General features: G+C 72.6%; 15 protein-coding genes. 9 read left to right on the top strand and 6 right to left on the bottom strand.

Annotation, left to right across the window (positions count from 1 at the left end; translation table 11 throughout):
* Positions 1–5: 5 nt before the first annotated feature.
* From P1P70_RS11940 to P1P70_RS11930, 3 genes are read right to left on the bottom strand one after another with little or no spacing between them, the layout of a single operon-like run.
* On the bottom strand, positions 6–443 hold the full coding sequence (locus tag P1P70_RS11940; RefSeq protein WP_319236792.1) for a roadblock/LC7 domain-containing protein: 438 nt from the start codon (positions 441–443) through the stop codon (positions 6–8).
* Entirely contained in the window at positions 440–3001 is a 2562-nt protein-coding gene (locus tag P1P70_RS11935; RefSeq protein ID WP_319236791.1) for a nitrate- and nitrite sensing domain-containing protein, read from the bottom strand. Before P1P70_RS11935 ends, P1P70_RS11940 begins: the two co-directional genes overlap by 4 nt.
* A 43-nt stretch (positions 3002–3044) precedes the next feature.
* Positions 3045–3821: an MHYT domain-containing protein gene (locus P1P70_RS11930; RefSeq protein ID WP_319236790.1), complete on the bottom strand. Its 777-nt coding sequence runs from the start codon at positions 3819–3821 to the stop codon at positions 3045–3047.
* 143 nt (positions 3822–3964) lie between these two features.
* Here P1P70_RS11930 and P1P70_RS11925 point away from each other — a divergent pair, with 143 nt between their 5' ends.
* The 3 genes from P1P70_RS11925 to P1P70_RS11915 all read left to right on the top strand — a co-directional run bounded on the left by P1P70_RS11925 (position 3965) and on the right by P1P70_RS11915 (position 6051).
* A complete protein-coding gene (locus tag P1P70_RS11925) occupies positions 3965–4627 on the top strand; it encodes a class I SAM-dependent methyltransferase (RefSeq protein ID WP_319236789.1) in 663 nt (220 codons plus the stop codon).
* A gap of 111 nt (positions 4628–4738) precedes the next feature.
* Complete coding sequence (locus P1P70_RS11920; RefSeq protein WP_319236788.1) at positions 4739–5035, top strand: hypothetical protein; 297 nt, start codon at positions 4739–4741, stop codon at positions 5033–5035.
* 158 nt (positions 5036–5193) lie between these two features.
* Complete coding sequence (locus P1P70_RS11915; protein ID WP_319236787.1) at positions 5194–6051, top strand: hypothetical protein; 858 nt, start codon at positions 5194–5196, stop codon at positions 6049–6051.
* A 43-nt stretch (positions 6052–6094) separates the two neighbouring features.
* Here P1P70_RS11915 and P1P70_RS11910 read toward each other — a convergent pair whose 3' ends face one another.
* Positions 6095–6307 carry a hypothetical protein gene (locus P1P70_RS11910; protein WP_319236786.1) on the bottom strand — a complete coding sequence of 71 codons (213 nt, stop codon included), beginning with the start codon at positions 6305–6307 and terminating at the stop codon, positions 6095–6097.
* Positions 6308–6526: 219 nt separating this feature from the next.
* On the opposite strand from P1P70_RS11910, the gene P1P70_RS11905 reads away from it, so the two are divergent.
* Positions 6527–9412 carry a DEAD/DEAH box helicase gene (locus P1P70_RS11905; RefSeq protein WP_319236785.1) on the top strand — a complete coding sequence of 962 codons (2886 nt, stop codon included), beginning with the start codon at positions 6527–6529 and terminating at the stop codon, positions 9410–9412.
* A complete protein-coding gene (locus P1P70_RS11900) occupies positions 9409–10767 on the top strand; it encodes an SWF or SNF family helicase (RefSeq protein ID WP_319236784.1) in 1359 nt (452 codons plus the stop codon). The genes P1P70_RS11905 and P1P70_RS11900 overlap by 4 nt, the downstream gene beginning before the upstream one ends.
* An 11-nt stretch (positions 10768–10778) precedes the next feature.
* On the opposite strand, the gene P1P70_RS11895 is transcribed toward P1P70_RS11900, so the two are convergent.
* Together P1P70_RS11895 and xylA are read right to left on the bottom strand one after the other, a co-directional pair.
* Positions 10779–11084 carry a hypothetical protein gene (locus P1P70_RS11895; protein WP_319236783.1) on the bottom strand — a complete coding sequence of 102 codons (306 nt, stop codon included), beginning with the start codon at positions 11082–11084 and terminating at the stop codon, positions 10779–10781.
* A gap of 379 nt (positions 11085–11463) precedes the next feature.
* Positions 11464–12630, bottom strand: a complete 1167-nt coding sequence (xylA, locus tag P1P70_RS11890; protein ID WP_319236782.1) for a xylose isomerase — start codon at positions 12628–12630, stop codon at positions 11464–11466.
* A 143-nt stretch (positions 12631–12773) separates the two neighbouring features.
* On the opposite strand from xylA, the gene xylB reads away from it, so the two are divergent.
* The 4 genes from xylB (at position 12774) to P1P70_RS11870 (ending at position 17907) form a co-directional block, all read left to right on the top strand.
* Positions 12774–14219, top strand: coding sequence for a xylulokinase (gene xylB, locus P1P70_RS11885; protein WP_319236781.1), 1446 nt, complete (start codon positions 12774–12776; stop codon positions 14217–14219).
* Positions 14220–14410: 191 nt separating this feature from the next.
* On the top strand, positions 14411–15619 hold the full coding sequence (locus tag P1P70_RS11880) for an ROK family transcriptional regulator (protein ID WP_319236780.1): 1209 nt from the start codon (positions 14411–14413) through the stop codon (positions 15617–15619).
* A 297-nt stretch (positions 15620–15916) separates the two neighbouring features.
* Positions 15917–16516 carry a peptidoglycan recognition family protein gene (locus tag P1P70_RS11875; protein WP_319236779.1) on the top strand — a complete coding sequence of 200 codons (600 nt, stop codon included), beginning with the start codon at positions 15917–15919 and terminating at the stop codon, positions 16514–16516.
* 116 nt (positions 16517–16632) lie between these two features.
* Positions 16633–17907: a GAF domain-containing protein gene (locus P1P70_RS11870; RefSeq protein ID WP_319236778.1), complete on the top strand. Its 1275-nt coding sequence runs from the start codon at positions 16633–16635 to the stop codon at positions 17905–17907.
* The last annotated feature ends 25 nt before the right edge of the window (positions 17908–17932 follow it).

The raw sequence follows: 17932 nt of genomic DNA, 5'->3' as shown, positions 1-17932 counted from the left end.
TTGGTTCATCCGGCCGTGGGCGGACGTGCGCCGGCGCGGGTCGGTGTGCGGAGGTGCTCTCCGACGCGTTTCACCAACCGTGCCATCTCGTACGCCACCAGCCCGATGTCTGCTGTGACGGACGTGAGGAGGGCGAGACAGGAACCGTCTCCGGCGGCGGCCACGAAGAGGAAGCCGTCGTCCATCTCCACCATCGTCTGGCGCACACCCCCGGCGCCGAAGTGGCGGCCCGTGCCCTTGGCGAGACTGTGGAAGCCGGAGGCCACGGCGGCGAGGTGCTCGGCGTCCTCGCGCCTGAGGTCGCTGGAGGCGCCGACCGCCAGGCCGTCGTTGGACAGGACCACGGCGTGCCGCACCTCGTGCACGCGTAGGGCCAAGTCGTCCAGCAGCCAGTCGAGTTCACCGGAGCGCTCGGTTGCCCTGGTGCGCGGGTCCTGGATCATGCGGGGTCTCCTTCGCTGCTGTCGCCGCCTGTCGTGGGGCCGTGCGGGACTCCTCTGCCGGGTGCCCTGCCGCCGCCTCGTGCCCAGCCGTCGCGGTAGGCCGCCATGCGTTCCCTGACGAGTTCCGGCGTGCGCTCGTCGTCCGCTCGGGGGGTCGCCTCCGGGGCGGCCTGCCCAGCGTGCCGTTCGCGCAGTTGAGGTGCGAGGTGCGCCTGGCGTACGCGGCGCGGCAGTTCGTCCGCATCGCTGTCCGGTTCCGGCGGCCGCCGGTGCGGGCGCAGGGTGGTGACGCCGGGCGGTACCTCGGGCGGGGTCCGGGGCGGGCCGTCCCCGGCGCTCCGCCTGGCGGAGGCCACGGGAGCCGTCAGGGCGCGCCGGTCCTTGGAGTGTTCGACGAGTTCCGGGTGCGGGGCCGCGGTCACGCGCGCGTACTCGCGTTCCTCGGGCTCCGGAGCTGCTTCTGCGGAGGCTGCGGGGGAACGTTCCGGCGTGCCGCTGTGGAGCAGCGTGGTGGGGAGGAGCACCACGGCCGTGGTGCCGCCGTAGGGGGAAGTCCTCAGGTGGACCTTGATGCCGTGGCGGGCGGCGAGGCGGCTCACGACGAACAGGCCGAGCCGGTCGCTGTCGAACAGATCGAGGGCCTCGGACTGTGCGATGCGGCGGTTGGCCTCGGCGAGTGTCTCCTTGCCCATGCCCAGGCCCCGGTCCTCGACCTCCAGTGCGTAGCCGTTGCCGACCGGTTCGCCGGTGACCCGTACGCGCGTGTGGGGTGGTGAGAACTGGGCGGCGTTCTCCACGATTTCCGCAAGGAGGTGGGTAAGGTCGGCGACCCCGGTTCCGGCGATCTTCGCTTCCGGGAGCTGCCGCAGTTCCACGCGCGCGTAGTCCTCGATCTCGGAGATGGCCGCGCGGACCACGTTCGTCAGGGAGACGGGCATGCGCCAGGCACGCCCCGGGGCCGCGCCCGAGAGGATGATCAGGCTTTCCGCGTGGCGTCGCATGCGCGTGGTGAGGTGGTCGAGGCGGAAGAGGTCGCTGAGTTCGTCGGGGTCGTCGGAGCGGCGTTCCATGCTGTCGAGCAGACCGAGTTGGCGGTGTACGAGGATCTGGCTGCGGCGGGCGAGGTTGACGAACACGCTGGAGATGCCGCCGGCGAGTTCGGCGCGCTCGACCGCCGCGCGGAGGGCGGCGCGGTGCACGGTGCCGAGGGCCTCCGCGACCTGACCGATTTCGTCCTCCGCGGGTGGCCCGGGCGGGGCCTCGGTGTCGACGTCGACCTCCTCACCGGAGCGCAGTCTGCGCATGGCGTCGGGCAGTTTGCGGCGGGCGATCTCCAGGGCGCCGTTGCGCAGGCTCACCAGCTCGATGACCAGGCCCCGTCCGATACGTACGGAGATGACGAGGGAGGCGGCGACCGCGGCGAGGCCGAGGAGCACGGCGGCGCCCGCCGGGGTGAGCAGTGCGCGGCTGAACGGGCCGACCCGGTCGGCGACCTCGCGGTCGGCGTCCGCCTCGATGCCGCGCATGTCGTCTCGCACGCGCGCGTGGGTGGACTTCCAGGCTGCTTCGGGGACGGCATGGAGCACCTGGGCTCCGGGGCGGCTCGCGAGCACCTCGTCCTCGAGGGCGCGCAGGTCGGCGTAGGCGTTGCCCGCGGCGATTTCATGCCAGGCCGCGCGTTCCGGGCCACGCAGGTCCGCGCCGGCGGCTTCGGTCAGCGTGTGACGTGTGTCGACGGCGCCGATGAACAGGCGCAACCGCTCGCGGTCGAGGGTGTTGGCGACGTGGGCGCCGGACAGGAGCGCGTCCTCCTGTGCCAGCGCCTCGCCCGCGCGGGAGAACTCGAGCAGCACGCGCGCGTCGGAGCCTGATTCGGCGTCCTGGATGCCGGTGAGCGCGCCGCCCACGCCGAAGGCCTTGGCGATGGTCGTGGTGTAGCGCTCGTACGTCTCGGCCCAGTCGCTGCGGCGGTCGAGGACCGACGTCCGCAGCGCGCGCAGGTGTTCGGCTCCGGTCACGAAACCGGCGAGGCGTTCGGCCACAGCCGCGGGCAGGTCGGCGCCATCGGCGACGGTGTGGCGGTCGCCCAGCCGCAGGGAGTCCACCGCCCGGTCGGTGCGCCGAGCGAGTCCGCGCAGCGCGCTCTCCCGCTGTGCGGAGGGTTCCGTGGCGTACTGTACGGCGGCCGCGCGTTCGGTCTGGAGCGCGGTGACGGCGTCGGCGACCGGACCGCGTACGGAGGCGTCGACGCGCTGCAGCTGGCGGTGGCGGGCGACGTCCTGGGCGGTGGTGACGGTGGCGTACGCCCACAGCGCGAGCAGGGAGACGACAGGCACCATCAACAGACAGACGATCTTGGCTCGGACGGTGCGGGGACGCAGGTGCCGGCGTCCCGCGCGCGTGGGCGCGCCGACCGTCGGGGCGTCGGTGTCGATGGCGGTGCCGTCGGTTGCGGGGTGCTCGTCGGCCGGTGGTCCGGCGTGGGCGCGGCGCCCGCGTATCGCGGGCCGGGGCGGGCCGTCGGCAGCGGCTGTCGGGGTCCTGCGGGGTGTACGCATGGCCTCCTCGATCGGGTTCGGTGCGGGACTTTCGAGGCACCCCCTAGTGGGCGGCGGCGTTCTCGACCGGGCGCTGGGCCGACGCGGATGCCTCGCGTTCCCCGGCTGTCGGGGACAGCGCGACGAACGCCGAGGTGAGGAACAGGTAGGACCCGAGGCCGACGGCGAGGGGGAAGATGAACTGCATCGCCGTGGCCCCGGGCAGGACCGCCGCGGACGGGGTGACCTCCACGCGCACCGCCCACATCGCGGTGTAGTGCATGCTGCTCACCGCTCCGCCCATGACGAGGGAAGCGACGGTGACCGCGACTGGCGATCTGATGTTGAGGGCCGCCCAGAGGGCGGCGGTCGCCGCGACCACGGCGATCACGACGGAGAGGGCGACGAGTGCCGGATCGTAGGTCACGTCGCCGTGCAGGCGTACGGCCGCCATGCCCAGGTAGTGCATGCTCGCGACGCCCAGGCCGGTGGTGAGCCCGCCCAGCAGGAGCGCCCGGGCGCGGTCACGGCCGTAGCCGACGGCGAAGACGCCGGCGCAGACCACGAGCATGGCGACCAGGAGGCTCAGGACGGTCAGGGGCACGTCGTAGCGGATCTCGGTGCCGCTGACGCCGAAGCCGAGCATCGCCACGAAGTGCATGGTCCAGATGCCGGTGCCAATCGCCGACGCCGCGGTGACGAGCCAGTTGCGGCGGGACGTGCCGGTGGTGGCGAGCGCGCGGACCGTGCAGCGCAGTCCGAGGGCGGCGCCGATGCAGGCCATGGCGTACGACAGCGCGGGGGTCAGCCAGCCGAAGGTGGTGTGGTCCAGGTGTCCCATGGCCCCGGGACGCTAGTGGGGGCACGGGAGCACGGAGGGGGCGCATTTCGAAAGCTGCTGGAATGTGGCGCATATATGCACGGGACCGATCGCCTCCCGCCCGAACATGCGCGTCACCCTCTCGATCGTTCCGGTGAGGGATCATGCGGAGCATGAGCGACGACCGCACGGACAACCACACACACGTCCAGGAGTTCTTCACGGCACGGGCGGCTCACTGGGACGCCCGTTTTCCCGACGACGGGCCCGCCTACGCCGCCGCGGTCGACGAGCTCGGTCTGCGCGAGGGCGACCGGGTGCTCGACGCGGGGTGCGGCACGGGGCGGGCCCTGACGCCGTTGCGCGCTGCCGTGGGAGCCTCGGGAGTGGTCCTCGGGGCCGATCTGACGCCCGCCATGCCGGAGGCCGCCGTACGGGCCGGGCGGGACCGTGACGGGCTGCTGGTGCTCGCCGATGTCGGCCGCCTGCCGGTGCGTACGGCGTCGCTCGACGCGGTGTTCGCCGCCGGGCTCGTCGCACACCTCCCGAGCCCCGCGGAGAACCTTCGGGAGCTGGCCCGCGTGGTCAGGCCGGGCGGCACCCTGGCGCTGTTCCACCCCATCGGCCGGGCGGCGCTCGCAGCGCGGCAGGGGCGGCGGATCACCCCGGAGGACCTGCGCGCCGAGGGGAACCTGCGGCCGCTGCTGGCCGGCTCGGGCTGGCGCATGACGTCGTACGCCGACGAGGACGCACGTTTCCTGGCGCTCGCGACGCGTGCGGGCCGAGCCCTGCCTTCGCCCGGGGGATCGCGCCGAGAAGGGTCCTGAATGCGCCGTTCGCCGCGCTTCACCCCGCCCTCCCCCTTCTGTGGCCGCAGGTCCGTCTCTACGTTGGGTAGGACGAGCAAGTGATACCGACGCGGGGGGTAGGTAGCCCATATGTTCGGCAGCGTTCGCAAGTCCTTCGGCAGATTTCTCGGTTCGTTGCGCGCGGAGCCCACCGCGCGGGAGTCGAAACGCACGCACAACCTGTTCGAGGCGGCCGCCGTCTACATCGCGGCGTGTGCCGAGGACGATCAGGACCAGATCGACGAGGCCGCGACCTGGGTGTCGCCCGAGGCCCTGTCGTTCGGAGTCAGCGAGCTGGCGTGCCGGGCGGTGATCGCCCTCGCGCGGGAGCGCGACGAGTCGCCGCAGACGGTCGCGCGGTCACTCCTCGGGCTGCCCGCCGCCTGAACGAGTGAGGGTGTCCGGTCGTTTCGCCCCTGTCCACCCGGATACCTGCAGCTCGCCCTGGATATCCGCAGCTCCGCACGGGGTTCCCGCTCGTGACAAGGGCCCGCCGGGCGCATTAGGGTGCGCCGACGGACGAGCGAGAGCGATGGGAGGCCGGCATGGCCGGGACGGACGACGATGCCGTCACCGCCGGGGACGACGACGCGCTGTATGTGCTGACGGCGGTACTGCTCACGCCCGCGAACTTCCCCAGTGTGCTGGGCGACGACTACCCGGAGGCCTGCGCGGCCCTGGACCTCGCTCCGCTCGCCGACGGCTACGGGATCGTTCTGGGCCAGGACGGCGAGGGAGCGAGGTGGACGGTGGCGGTCGACGACGTGTCGCTGGTCGCCGTGGCCATCGCGTCGTGGGACTGCGGCATGGAGTACGACCTGTCGCCCGACGAGGACTCCGTGGTGGCCGCGCTGCCGGGCTGGCCCCTTGCGGTGGCCGTGGCGGCACCGGGGGTGCCCGCTCCGCACGACCCCGATCCCGAGGTGTCGGACCGCCCTCCGCTGAGCCCGCCGGACACCGGCACCTGGGGTCCCGCCCAGCGGCGTCTGGGCGCCGACGAGATCGCTCTGCAGTGGTCCATGTGGCGGGAACAGATCGACGACGCCGCGTTCGCCGGGCAGGACGGCTCGGACGGGGCGGCGACCGGTGACCTGACGGAAGCCGGGGCGGGCGCAGGGAAGGACGACGGCGCTCACCGTACGGGCATCCGCCGTGTGCTCGCGGAGGCGCGTGCGTACGTGGAATCCCCTCCGCCACTCGGGCGGGTCCGCTCCTCCTTCGCGCCGGAGGGCGCACGGACGCTCCGTGCCGACGGTCCCGGTTGGTCGATGGTGGCCAGAACCGACGACATCGCGTTCGTCCTCCTCGACGAGGAACCCGGGGAGGTACTGCCGGTGGGCAGGGGCCCAGAACTGCCCGGCCTTCTGGAGTCCCTCGACAAGATCGCCGTACGCCCGAACTGATCCCGCGCACCCCACCGGCCCGCCTGCGCGGGCCGGTGGTACTTCAGCGGCCGAGCTCCTTGCGGCCGGCGCGGCGCAGCCGACGCCGCTGCGAGGGGTCCAGCGCCAGGTACGCGGCCGTCGGGATCCCCAGGACTATCAGGAGATTGGCCCAGAAGGGGAAGGGCAACAGGATCAACAGGACGATCCCGATTGCCGCACCCCCCGCGGCGATCTTCGTACTCTTCGACATCTCCGTCGCCTCCTTCGCGGCCACTGCCGCTCTCTGTCCTGAAAACGGGATCGGGCTCCCTGCGGTTCCGGACCACGACCCTGACGCGTCCCTGAGCCGACCCCCGTACAACCCTGAGATGCCCTCGACGCCGACCAGGAAAAGTGACCCACATCACTTCATGGCATGCCAGGACGAGGTTTGAAGTGAGGTAACCTCGGCGATTCTGTTGCAGTAGTCAAATTTGAGGAGTCCAGCATCCCTGTGCCGACAAACCCCCGGGCAACCCTCTCTGAAGTCACCGACCTGGCTCGCTGCCACACCGTCTTCGTGGCCGCGGACCCTGCCCGCACCGGCCACGTCGCCTTCTGGCGGCCGGATGGCTCGGCGCCGCCCCAGGTCTCAGAGGGCTGCGCAGGAGAGCTGACACTCGTCCGGCCCGGCAATTCCGGCGTCCGACGGATCACGGTGCCCGTCGTGTCGCTCCCGGTGCGCGCCGCGCTTCCGGTGCTCACGCGCGCGCGTGCCGCCAGCGGTGCCCACAGGTCCACGGCCTTCTGGGGGGCCGCCGCCCTGCTGGCACTTCAATTCGCCGCACGAGGCCTGCTGCTGCCCGGCGTCACCGCGAGCGGCCACGACGCCTGGCGGGCGGGGCCGCTGCGGGTGGAGGACATGGACCGGGTCAGGGAGCTGGCCGCCGCGATGCCGCCCGAGGCGCACGCGCTGGCCGTGGACGACGCCGAGCCGCCGCTGCTGCCCGATCCGGAGCGGCTGCTGCGCGCCTTCCTCGACGCCGTCGTGGACTCGCTGCCCCGCTCCCCCGCCGCGAGCATCGCGGCGGGGGCACCTGTTTTCGCCGCCCGTGAGCCCCGGTCCGTTCCCGAACAGCGCTCCTGGGCCGCGGACATAGCCGCAGGGCACGACGCCGGGGTCCGTGTCTCACTGCGCGTCGAGATTCCCGGGTTCGCCTCGCTCCGCGCCGACGATCCCGCCGGGACGAAGCCGGAGTTCCGTGTCGTCCCCCAGCTGCACAGCGTGAGCGATCCGGCGCTCGTCGCGGACGCCTCCGCGGTGTGGGCCGACGCGACCGCCTTCGGCCCGAGCGCGCGGACGGACGCTCTGCTGGCGCTGCGCCGCGCCGCCCGCGCCTGGGCACCGCTCGGCCCGCTGCTGTCGGCGGCCGTGCCGGACGCGGTGGAACTCGCCGACGAGGATGTCACCGAATTGCTCGGCGAGGGTGCCCGGCTGCTGGCGACGGCCGGTGTCGAGGTCCACTGGCCCAGGGAACTGGCCCGCGGGTTGACCGCCCACGCGGTCATCGGCCCACCGGACGACGAGGAGCGCCCACCGGACGACGAGGAGCAGGGTCCTGCCCGAAACGCGTCGGACACCCCGTCGTACCTGTCCGCCGACGCGCTGCTCGCCTTCGACTGGCGGTTCGCGCTCGGCGATCAGCGGCTCACCCGGCAGGAGCTCGACGTGCTCGCGGAGGCGAACCGCCCCGTGGTGCGACTGCGCGACAGGTGGGTCCTGGTGGATCCTGAGGAGATCCGCCACGCCCGTGCGCGGCAGGACCACAAGGTGTCGCCCGTCGACGCGCTCAGCGCCGCTCTGACGGGCTCGACGGAGGTCGACGGCCGGATGGTCGACGTCCTGCCCACCGGGTGGCTGGCGACGCTGCGGGAACGGCTGTCGGACCCCGAAGGGCAGGAATCGGTCGGGCAGCCGTCCGCGCTCGCCGCGACGCTACGGGACTACCAGTTGCGAGGGCTCGACTGGCTGGCCCGGATGACCTCCCTGGGGCTGGGCGGCTGTCTCGCCGACGACATGGGGCTCGGCAAGACGATCACCCTCATCGCTCTGCACCTGCACCGGCAGTCGGACGCCTCGTCCGCCGGCCCCACCCTCGTGGTCTGCCCGGCCTCGCTGATGGGCAACTGGCAGCGGGAGATCGAGAAGTTCGCACCGGGGGTGCCGGTGCGCCGCTTCCACGGCTCCCGGCGGAGCCTGGAGGGGCTCGCCGACGCGGAGTTCGTCCTCACCACGTACGGCACGATGCGGCTCGACGCCCCCCGACTCGCCCAGATGCCCTGGGGCCTGGTCGTGGCGGACGAGGCGCAGCACGTGAAGAACCCCTACTCGGCCACGGCGCGGGAACTGCGCACCATCGGGGCACGCGCGCGCGTGGCTCTCACGGGCACTCCGGTGGAGAACAACCTGTCCGAACTGTGGGCGATCCTCGACTGGACCACTCCGGGTCTCCTCGGCCGCCTCGGCACCTTCCGCACCCGTTACGCGCAGGCCGTCGAAGGCGGCCGGGACCCCGCCGCGGCGGAGCGGCTGGCCCGGATCGTACGGCCGTTCCTGCTGCGGCGCCGCAAGTCCGACCCGGGCGTCGCGCCGGAGCTTCCACCGAAGACCGAGACCGACCGTGCCGTGTCGCTCACCAGGGAACAGGTGGGGCTGTACGAGGCGCTGGTCCGCGAGACCATGGCGGAGATCGCCGCCGCCGACGGCATGGAGCGGCGCGGTCTGATCGTGAAGCTGCTGACCGGACTCAAACAGATCTGCAACCACCCCGCCCAGTTCCTCAAGGAGGAGAGGCCGCGGATCCCGGGCAGGTCGGGGAAGTTGGAGCTGCTGGACGAACTCCTGGACACCATCCTGTCCGAGGGGGCGAGCGTTCTGGTCTTCACGCAGTACGTCCGGATGGCTCGGCTGCTGGAACGTCACCTGGCGGCGCGGGGGGTGCCGACCCACTTCCTGCACGGCGGAACACCGGTACCCGAGCGTGAGGCGATGGTGGAGCGCTTCCAGGCAGGCGAGGTACCCGTGTTCCTGTTGTCGTTGAAGGCGGCCGGCACGGGTCTGAACCTGACGCGGGCCGAGCATGTGGTGCACTACGACCGCTGGTGGAACCCGGCCGTCGAGGCGCAGGCCACGGACCGGGCGTACCGCATCGGACAGACACGGCCGGTCCAGGTGCACCGGATGATCGCCGAGGGCACGATCGAGGACCGCATCGCGGACATGCTGCTGCGCAAGCGGGAGTTGGCCGACGCGGTGCTGGGCGGGGGCGACACGGCGTTGACCGAGCTGTCCGACGCCGAACTGGCCGCTCTGGTGGAGCTTCGAGGGGACGCGCGATGACGGAACGCACGGGACACGACGAAGAACGCACCTTCGCCGCACTGGCCCCCGTACGGGGCAGGGGTTTCGCACGGACGTGGTGGGGCCGGGCCTGGTTGCAGGCGCTCGAGGACGCGGCGCTGGACGGGGAGCAGGTGAAGGCGGGTCGCAGGCTGGCTCGGGCGGGGGCAGTGGGCGCGGTGTCGGTGCGCCCCGGGCGCGTCACCGCGGTCGTCCAGGACCGCGACGGCACCGGCCACCGGGCCGACGTCCTGCTGCAGGAACTGTCCACGGATCATTGGGACCGCTTTCTGGAGATGGCGGTCGAGCGGGCCGGACACGTAGCCGCTCTGCTCGACCGTGAGATGCCGCCGCATCTGGTCGAGGACGCCGCGACGGCCGGAGTCGAACTGCTGCCCGGGCTCGGTGATCTGGAGGCACGGTGCGACTGCGGTGCCTGGGACCACTGCGGTCACACCGCCGCGCTCTGCTACCAGGTGGCCCGCCTGCTGGATCAGGACCCGTTCGTCCTGCTGCTGGTGCGCGGCCGTACCGAACGTGCGCTGCTGGACGAACTCCACCTACGCGGAACCGCGTCCGCCGCGGACGGCGAGGAGGCAGCGGGTGGCCTGCGGAGCGGCTTGCGGAGCGGCCTCGGGGACGATCACCGGGACGGGGTGGACGCCGCCGAGGCGTTCGCGACGGGAGAGATCCTGCCGCCCCTCCCCGAGCCGCCCCGGCTGCCGGTGGAGCCCGGCCTGCCGCCCTCCCTGGACACCGAGACCGGGCCCGCGCCGGGACTGGACCCGGCAGCACTGGAGTTCCTGGCGGCGCAGACGGCGCGGGAGGCACACCGGTTGCTGGCCGAGGCGCTCCGTCCCGGTCACGAGCAGCAGCCCCTCGACGACGAGTTGCCGTTCCGCCAGGACGTGGTGCGGCTGGCCGCCGGTGCCCCGGGAGCGGACATCGGGGCACGGCTCGGCGACGGTTCGGGACGTGGCAGGGAAGGACTGGCGCTCGCCGTCCGCGCCTGGCGGTACGGCGGGGCGGCCGGTCTCGCCGTGCTGGACGAGGAGTGGCACGTACCGGTGGAGTCCCTCGCACGCGCGTGTGCCGCTCTGGAGACGGCGTGGGAGGAGGGCGAGCGGCCTTCGCTGCGGTCCACGCACAACCGTTGGACCGTCGTGGGCGGGTCGGCCCAGCTGCGCCTCGGGCGGGACGGCCGCTGGTGGCCCTACCGCAAGGAACGGGGCCGCTGGGCACCGGCCGGCCCGGCAGCCCATGATCCGGCGACGGCACTGGCCGCGGTTGACGGTGAACCCGGCAATGGACGACGGAGAGCGACCCCATCACCTGACTGCGATCCCGTCATGTGAGAGCGGCCCCGTCACCCGGTGTGGCCGACCCGGTCCGGAAAGAGTGAGTCCAGGTCGCTGGGCAACCCGGTCGGGAACCCGCTCGGCAGATCGCTCGGCATCCCGCTGGGCAGATCGCTGGGGAAACCCGAGGGCGGCATCGGAAGGTCGCTGGGCAGCCCGGACGGGAGGCTCAGCGACGGGGTCGGCGAAGGACTCGCACCGCCACCGGTCCCGCCCGAGGGCTTCTCGTCCGGTGATCCCTCATCCCCGGAGGCCACCAGCACCACGGCGAGGACGGCGCCGAGGATGATGATCACGGCCGTCGCGATGAGCACGAGCCTGCGACGCCCGTCGGACGAGGGTCCACCGGGCGGATCGGGCGGATGCCAGCCCCCGCCCTGACGCGGGGGCTGGCTGCCACCACCGCCTCCGGTCGGATCGCCCGGAGGCGGACCGTAGCCCCCTGACGGGGGCCCGGATCCTGTGCCGTTCGACGGCGGTGTGCCGTCCGGCGGTCGCGGTGGCTGGGACGGTGGCAGCGGCAGGCCCATACCGTCCAGAGTCGCCGCGAAACGGCCAAGGCGCGAGCCCTGCGCGGGAGTTGCTACGGACTCATGCCGTGGACCGCATGATTCCGTCGAGTTCCACGCAGGACCGACCGGAGGAGGCGTGTCTCCGGCCGGTACGCCCACCGGCCGGAGATGAGCTGCGCGATCAGCCGCGCGCACCCAGCAGGTGGTCCATCGCCAGCTGGTCGAGCTGCTCGAAGGCCATGCCGCGCGCGGCGGCGGCCTCGGCGTCGAACTCCTCGAAGGCCGTCCGGTCCGCGAGCAGCGCCTGCAGTCCGTCGGCGGCCGTGGGCTGGGCCAGCTGGTCCAGGCGCGCGGCACGCAGCGCCTCCTGGACGGCCGGGTCCGAGCGGAAGGCGGCCGCGCGCTCCTTGAGGATGAGGTAGTTGCGCATGCAGCCCGCGGCCGACGCCCACACGCCATCGAAGTCCTCGGTGCGCGGCGGCTTGAAGTCGAAGTGCTTCGGCCCCGCGTAACCGGCGCTCTCCAGCAGGTCGACCAGCCAGAACGCGGAGCGCAGGTCGCCTGCGCCGAACCGGAGGTCCTGGTCGTACTTGATGCCGGACTGGCCGTTGAGGTCGATGTGGAAGAGCTTGCCGGCCCAGAGGGCCTGCGCGATGCCGTGCGGGAAGTTCAGCCCGGCCATCTGCTCGTGGCCGACCTCGGGGTTGACGCCGTAGAGCTCCGGGCGCTCCAGGCGCTCGATGAAGGCCAGGGCGTGACCGACGGTGGGGAGCAGGATGTCGCCGCGCGGCTCGTTCGGCTTGGGCTCGATCGCGAACTTCAGGTCGTAACCCTGGGAGGTGACGTACTCGCCGAGGAGGTCGAAGGCCTCCTTCATGCGGTCGAGCGCGTCCCGGACGTCCTTGGCGGCGCCGGACTCGGCGCCCTCGCGGCCGCCCCAGGCGACGTAGATCTTGGCGCCGAGCTCGACCGCCAGATCGATGTTGCGGATCGTCTTGCGCAGCGCGTAGCGGCGGACGTCACGGTCGTTGGCCGTGAACGCTCCGTCCTTGAAGACGGGGTGCGTGAAGAGGTTGGTGGTGGCCATGGGCACGGTCATGCCGGTGGTGTCCAGGGCCGCGCGGAAGCGCTTGATGTGCTCCTCGCGCTCGCTGTCCGAGGACCCGAAGGGGATCAGGTCGTCGTCGTGGAAGGTCACACCGTAGGCGCCGAGCTCCGCCAGACGCTGCACCGACTCGACCGGGTCGAGGGCGCGCCGCGTGGCGTCGCCGAACGGGTCCCGTCCCTGCCAGCCGACAGTCCACAGGCCGAAGGTGAACCTGTCGTCGGGGGTGGGTTGGTAGTTCATGCCGCGGCTCCTTGCTCCGACTATTTCGTCATGGCGATTTACAAATTAGTATGCGGACGCGTCTCTGGGAAGACAAGATGTCTCCGGACGGAGGCGCCAGCCGCGTCAGCGGCGGTCACGAGCCGCGTGAGAAGGAGAGCCCGATGTCAGCTGCCGAGGGTCCGCTCGTCGTCGGTGTGGACTCGTCCACACAGTCCACCAAGGCCCTGGTCGTCGACGCTGCGACCGGCCGGGTCGTGGCGAGCGGGCAGGCGCCGCACACCGTGTCCTCCGGCGCGGGCCGGGAGAGTGACCCCCGCCAGTGGTGGGACGCGCTGTGCGAGGCGCTGCACCAGTGCGGGGCGGCGGCGAGCGAGGCCTCGGCGGTGTCGATCGGCGGCCAGCAGCACGGCCTCGTCACCCTCGACGCCCGGGGCGAGCCGGTGCGTCCGGCGCTGCTGTGGAACGACGTGCGCTCGGCGCCGCAGGCGACCCGCCTGGTCGAGGAACTCGGCGGCACGAAGGCCTGGGCGGAGCGCGCCGGCAGCGTGCCGGGGCCGTCCTTCACCGTGACGAAGTGGGCCTGGCTGGCCGAGAACGAGCCAGAGGCAGTCCGTGCGACCGCCGCTGTGCGCCTGCCGCACGACTACCTCACCGAGCGCCTCACCGGCCAGGGCACGACCGATCGCGGCGATGCCTCCGGCACGGGCTGGTGGGCGTCGGCGACGGAGGCGTACGACGCCGAGGTGCTCGCCCATGTGGGGCTGGACCCGGCGCTGCTGCCCCGTGTGGTCCGGCCGGGCGAGGTCGCCGGGACCGTACGGGACGCCCATGAGCTGCCGTTCGCCAAGGGAACCCTGGTCGCCGCCGGGACGGGTGACAACGCGGCCGCCGCGCTCGGGCTCGGACTGCGCCCCGGCACTCCGGTCCTGAGCCTCGGCACCTCCGGCACGGTGTACGCCGTCTCCAGGCTCCGCCCTGCGGATCCGACGGGCACGGTGGCGGGCTTCGCCGACGCGCACGGGGACTGGCTGCCGCTGGCCTGCACCCTGAACTGCACCCAGGCCGTCGACCGTGTCGCCGCCCTGCTCGGCCTCGACCGTGAGTCCGTGGAGCCCGGCACGGACGTCACCCTCCTCCCCTACCTGGACGGCGAGCGCACCCCGGCCCTGCCGCACGCCTCGGGCCTGCTGCACGGTCTGCGCCACGACACGACCGGCGGGCAGCTGCTGCAGGCCGCGTACGACGGTGCCGTCCACTCCCTGCTCGGCGCCCTGGACCTGGTGCTGGACCCCGACGCGGACACCTCCGTACCGCTGCTGCTCATCGGCGGGGGCGCGCGGGGCACCGCCTGGCAACAGACCGTGCGCCGCCTTTCGGGGCGTGCCGTGCAGGTCCCCGAGGCCAGGGAACTGGTCGCGCTGGGCGCCGCCGCGCAGGCCGCCGGGCTGCTCACCGGCGAGGACCCGGCCGCGGTCGCGCGCCGCTGGGACACCACGCGGGGGCCGGTGCTGGAGGCCGTGGAGCGGGACGAGGAGACGCTCGCCAGGATCTCCCAGGTGCTGGCCGACGCCGCACCGCTGCTGGAACGCGGACCGGAGAGCGACTGACCGGAGAGCGACTGACCGGAGACACTGACCCGCCGAACGGCCGACCGGAGAGCGACCCCGACAGGCGAGCGACCGACCGGCGAGGGGGTGCCCCGAGTGGGAAAATCCGATTCCGGCATGATCTACATGGCACGGACAGGGAAACGCACAGGGACACCCACCGGGACGCACCGACGGGAGCCGAGGGAGGCATGACCGCACCACTGCACGAAACCAGCGCGAGCGGCTCCGGCCGCCGCCTGCCCGACAACCAGCAGGGCATGCGGCGCCGCAACCTCTCCCGGGTCATGCACACCGTCAACACCGAGGGGCCGCTGTCCCGGGCCGCCGTCGCCTCGCACATCGGACTGACCCGGGCCGCCGTGTCGACGCTGGTGGACGAGCTGATCCGATCGGGGCTCCTCGAGGAACTGGGCCCCGAGCGTCCGGGCCGCGTCGGACGGCCCGGCTCGGCGCTCGCCCTCAGCGGACGCGGCCCCGCCGGTATCGGCGCGGAGATCGGTGTCGACCACCTCGCGGTCTGTGCCGTGGATCTGCGGGGTGAGGTACGGGCTCGGGCGGTACGGCACGGCACCAACCGCGGCCGGACGCCGGAGCCGGTCATCGAGGAGCTGACCGAGCTCGTCCGGCGAGTGATCGCCGAGGCGGAGGGCGAGGGCCTGTGGCCCGCAGGGCTCGCGGTCGCCGTGCCCGGGCTGGTGGCCAGCGACGCCCGCACGGTGGTCCGCGCCCCCAACCTCGACTGGCACGACACGGATCTGGGCGCCCTGTTGCCCGCCGGGCTGCCGGCGACCGTGGACAACGAGGCCAACTTCGGCGGTCTCGCGGAACTCTGGCTCGGGGACGGGACACCGCCCGACTTCCTGCACGTCTCCGCGGAGATCGGCATCGGCGGGGCGGTCGTCGTGGACGGTCGGTTGCTCCGCGGAACACGAGGATTCGCCGGCGAGTTGGGGCATGTTCCCGTACGGCCGGAAGGCCCCGACTGCGCTTGTGGTGGACGCGGCTGCCTGGAGCAGTACGCCGGCGAGGAGGCCGTCCTTCGGGCGGCCGGGCTCGAACCCGGCGAACACCAGGTCGAGTTCCTGGCCGAGCGGGCCGCCGCCGGCGACAGGGATGTGCACCGGGCCCTGCGCGGCGCCGGCACCGCGCTCGGTGTGGCGCTGACCGGCGCGGTGAATCTGCTGGACCCGCGGACGGTGGTGCTGGGTGGCGCCCTGGCCGCCCTCGCCCCCTGGCTACTGCCCTCGCTGGAGCGGGAGTTGGCACGGCGCACGGCCGGTCCGGCATGTTCCGTGACCGTGTCCCGGCTGGGCCCCGAGGGTCCTCTGCTGGGTGCTGCCCACTCGGTGGTGCGTGGTGTGCTGGACGATCCGGCGACGGTCGGGGTGCGGCCGTAACGCGGCAACGGGAACAGGGCGAGGCCGGGCGGGTCGGGGCGGTCGAGGCTTGGCCGGTCTGCGTGTTCGGCGCGACCTCGACCGCCCTCACCACCACCTGTTCACTCTGTCGAGTGACGGAGATATCCACAACTCGCCGGTTTTCCACCGTTATCCACACGCTCGGACAGCGCGATCGGTATGCGCCGTACCGTGATCCACGCGAGGCGCAGCCATTCGACCTGTGACTGCGTCTTCGAGTACGGATGCGAGCCGACCAGCACAGCACCCACCCACCGACCGGAAAGGCAGAGCCAGATGGAGCGAGCCAGGCCGTTGCCGAGCAGGCGCCGGCTGCTGCGGGGCACCGCCTTCGCCGCGATCCCTTACGCGTTGCTCCCGAGCCCGAGGGCCGACGCCCAGTCTCCGCCCCTCGACCACACACCCGCCCGATGGGACCCGGCGAGCACGGCCAACTACACCGCGGCCGACCGTCCGGCCGGTCAACCCGTCGACATGGTGATCATTCATGTCACGCAGACCACGTACAAGAACACGCTGCCCGTTTTCTGGAACCCCGCGAAGCAGGTCTCCGCGCACTACCTGCTCCGGTCGGCCGACGGACGGGTGACCCAGTGCGTCCGGGAACGCGACATCGCCTGGCACGCCGGAAACTGGGACTACAACGCACGGAGCATAGGCATCGAGCACGAGGGTTGGATCGACCGGCCCGAGTACTTCACCACCGCCATGTACGAGCAGTCCGCGGCGCTCACCGCCTCGATCTGCGACAGGCACGGCATCCCGAAGGACCGCGCCCACATCATCGGCCACTACGAGGTGCCGGGCACCGACCACACCGATCCGGGACCGCACTGGGACTGGGACCGCTACATACGCCTGGTCGTCGCCGCCTGAGGCCGGAGCTCGCGGCTTGGCCGGGGGCGCGGCTTGTCGGAGCGCACCGCTTGTCGGGGTGCGGGTCCGACGGTGACGATGGTTTCCAGCCGTGAGCACGTGTCCGGGAGGCCGAGTTGACCGATCCTTGGGTGGCTCTGGAGCCGGGAGCCGACCCCGTCGAGCGGGTGCGGGTGCTGCGGCGCGCGCACGAGGCGTTCACGTTGCGGGGCACGGTGGCGCGACCGGTGCGTTCCGTGGTGGCGGACTCGTGGCGGCGTTCGGCGAAGGCGGGTGTCGGGCCCGAGGGCACCGCTCCGGTGGAACTGACGGACGGCGACCTCGGTTCCTACCGCGCTGAGCATCCGCTGGCCCGAGTGATGCCGTTGGTGCGCGAGTTGCTGGGCACGTTCGCGTCGGACGGCGAGCATCTGCTGGCCGTGTGCGACGCGCAGGGCAGACTACTGTGGGTGGAGGGGGACGCTGCGACCAGACGGCGGGCCGACCGGATGAACTTCGTACCGGGTGCGCGCTGGGCGGAGTCCGCGGTCGGGACGAACGCTCCGGGCACCGCGGTCGCCGTCGACCGGCCCGTGCAGGTGTTCGCGGCCGAACACTTCATACGGCGGGTGCAGCCGTGGACGTGCGCGGCGGCGCCGGTGCACGATCCACGGACCGGGCGGGTGCTCGGTGCGGTCGACATCACCGGCGGCGACGGCTTGGCGCATCCGCACAGCCTCGGCTTCGTCCAGGCGGTCGCTCGGGCCGCCGAGTCCCAGCTCGCCCTGCTGACCCCGCCCGGCGCTGCGGCGGATTCGCTCCAACTGGCCGCGCTGGGCCGGGACGAGGCCCAGCTCCAGGTCCATGGGCGGAAGATCAGGCTCAGCCGCCGGCACAGCGAGATCCTGGTGCTGCTCGCCCGCCACCCGGAGGGCCTGTCCGGCGACGAGCTGCTCTGCGCGCTGTACGAGGACGAGTCGGTGACACCGGTGACGTTGCGGGCCGAAGTGGCGCGGCTGCGCCGTCTCCTCGGGCCGGGGTTGGTGGCGTCACGGCCGTACCGGCTGATGGTTCCCGTCGAGTCCGATGTGGCGGTGGTGGAACGGCGACTGGAGACGGGTGCGGTGACGGCGGCCGCGTCGGCGTACGCGGGCCCGTTGCTGCCGGGCTCGCAGGCACCGGCCGTCGTACGGGTGCGGCGCAGGCTCGCCGACGGGTTGCGCACGGCGTTGATAGCCGGGCATGACCCCGACCTCCTGGCGGACTGGGCGCACGCCCCCTGGGGCGAGGACGACCTGGAGGTGTGGCGGGCGCTGGCCGCCGTACGGCCCACCCCGGCCGTACACATCCGCCTGGCCGAAGCTGGGGTGGGGGCCTCGTGCCCCTATCCCAGGGGAATCACCCCGACTTAGCGACATGGGGGGTGTTACTGTTAAA

It is taken from the genome of Streptomyces sp. MB09-02B (assembly GCF_033794485.1).
In the GTDB taxonomy this organism is placed as follows: domain Bacteria; phylum Actinomycetota; class Actinomycetes; order Streptomycetales; family Streptomycetaceae; genus Streptomyces.
The sequence above is the reverse complement of the archived record's forward strand: the minus strand, read 5'-3'. Positions and strand labels throughout refer to the sequence as shown.

What these genes read in the sequence shown, in the direction of transcription:
- P1P70_RS11940 (WP_319236792.1), bottom strand. Translation starts at nt 443, where the DNA reads ATGATCCAGGACCCGCGCACCAGGGCAACCGAGCGCTCCGGTGAACTC.
- P1P70_RS11935 (WP_319236791.1), bottom strand. Translation starts at nt 3,001, where the DNA reads ATGCGTACACCCCGCAGGACCCCGACAGCCGCTGCCGACGGCCCGCCC.
- P1P70_RS11930 (WP_319236790.1), bottom strand. Translation starts at nt 3,821, where the DNA reads ATGGGACACCTGGACCACACCACCTTCGGCTGGCTGACCCCCGCGCTG.
- P1P70_RS11925 (WP_319236789.1), top strand. Translation starts at nt 3,965, where the DNA reads ATGCGGAGCATGAGCGACGACCGCACGGACAACCACACACACGTCCAG.
- P1P70_RS11920 (WP_319236788.1), top strand. Translation starts at nt 4,739, where the DNA reads ATGTTCGGCAGCGTTCGCAAGTCCTTCGGCAGATTTCTCGGTTCGTTG.
- P1P70_RS11915 (WP_319236787.1), top strand. Translation starts at nt 5,194, where the DNA reads ATGGCCGGGACGGACGACGATGCCGTCACCGCCGGGGACGACGACGCG.
- P1P70_RS11900 (WP_319236784.1), top strand. Translation starts at nt 9,409, where the DNA reads ATGACGGAACGCACGGGACACGACGAAGAACGCACCTTCGCCGCACTG.
- xylA (WP_319236782.1), bottom strand. Translation starts at nt 12,630, where the DNA reads ATGAACTACCAACCCACCCCCGACGACAGGTTCACCTTCGGCCTGTGG.
- xylB (WP_319236781.1), top strand. Translation starts at nt 12,774, where the DNA reads ATGTCAGCTGCCGAGGGTCCGCTCGTCGTCGGTGTGGACTCGTCCACA.
- P1P70_RS11880 (WP_319236780.1), top strand. Translation starts at nt 14,411, where the DNA reads ATGACCGCACCACTGCACGAAACCAGCGCGAGCGGCTCCGGCCGCCGC.
- P1P70_RS11875 (WP_319236779.1), top strand. Translation starts at nt 15,917, where the DNA reads ATGGAGCGAGCCAGGCCGTTGCCGAGCAGGCGCCGGCTGCTGCGGGGC.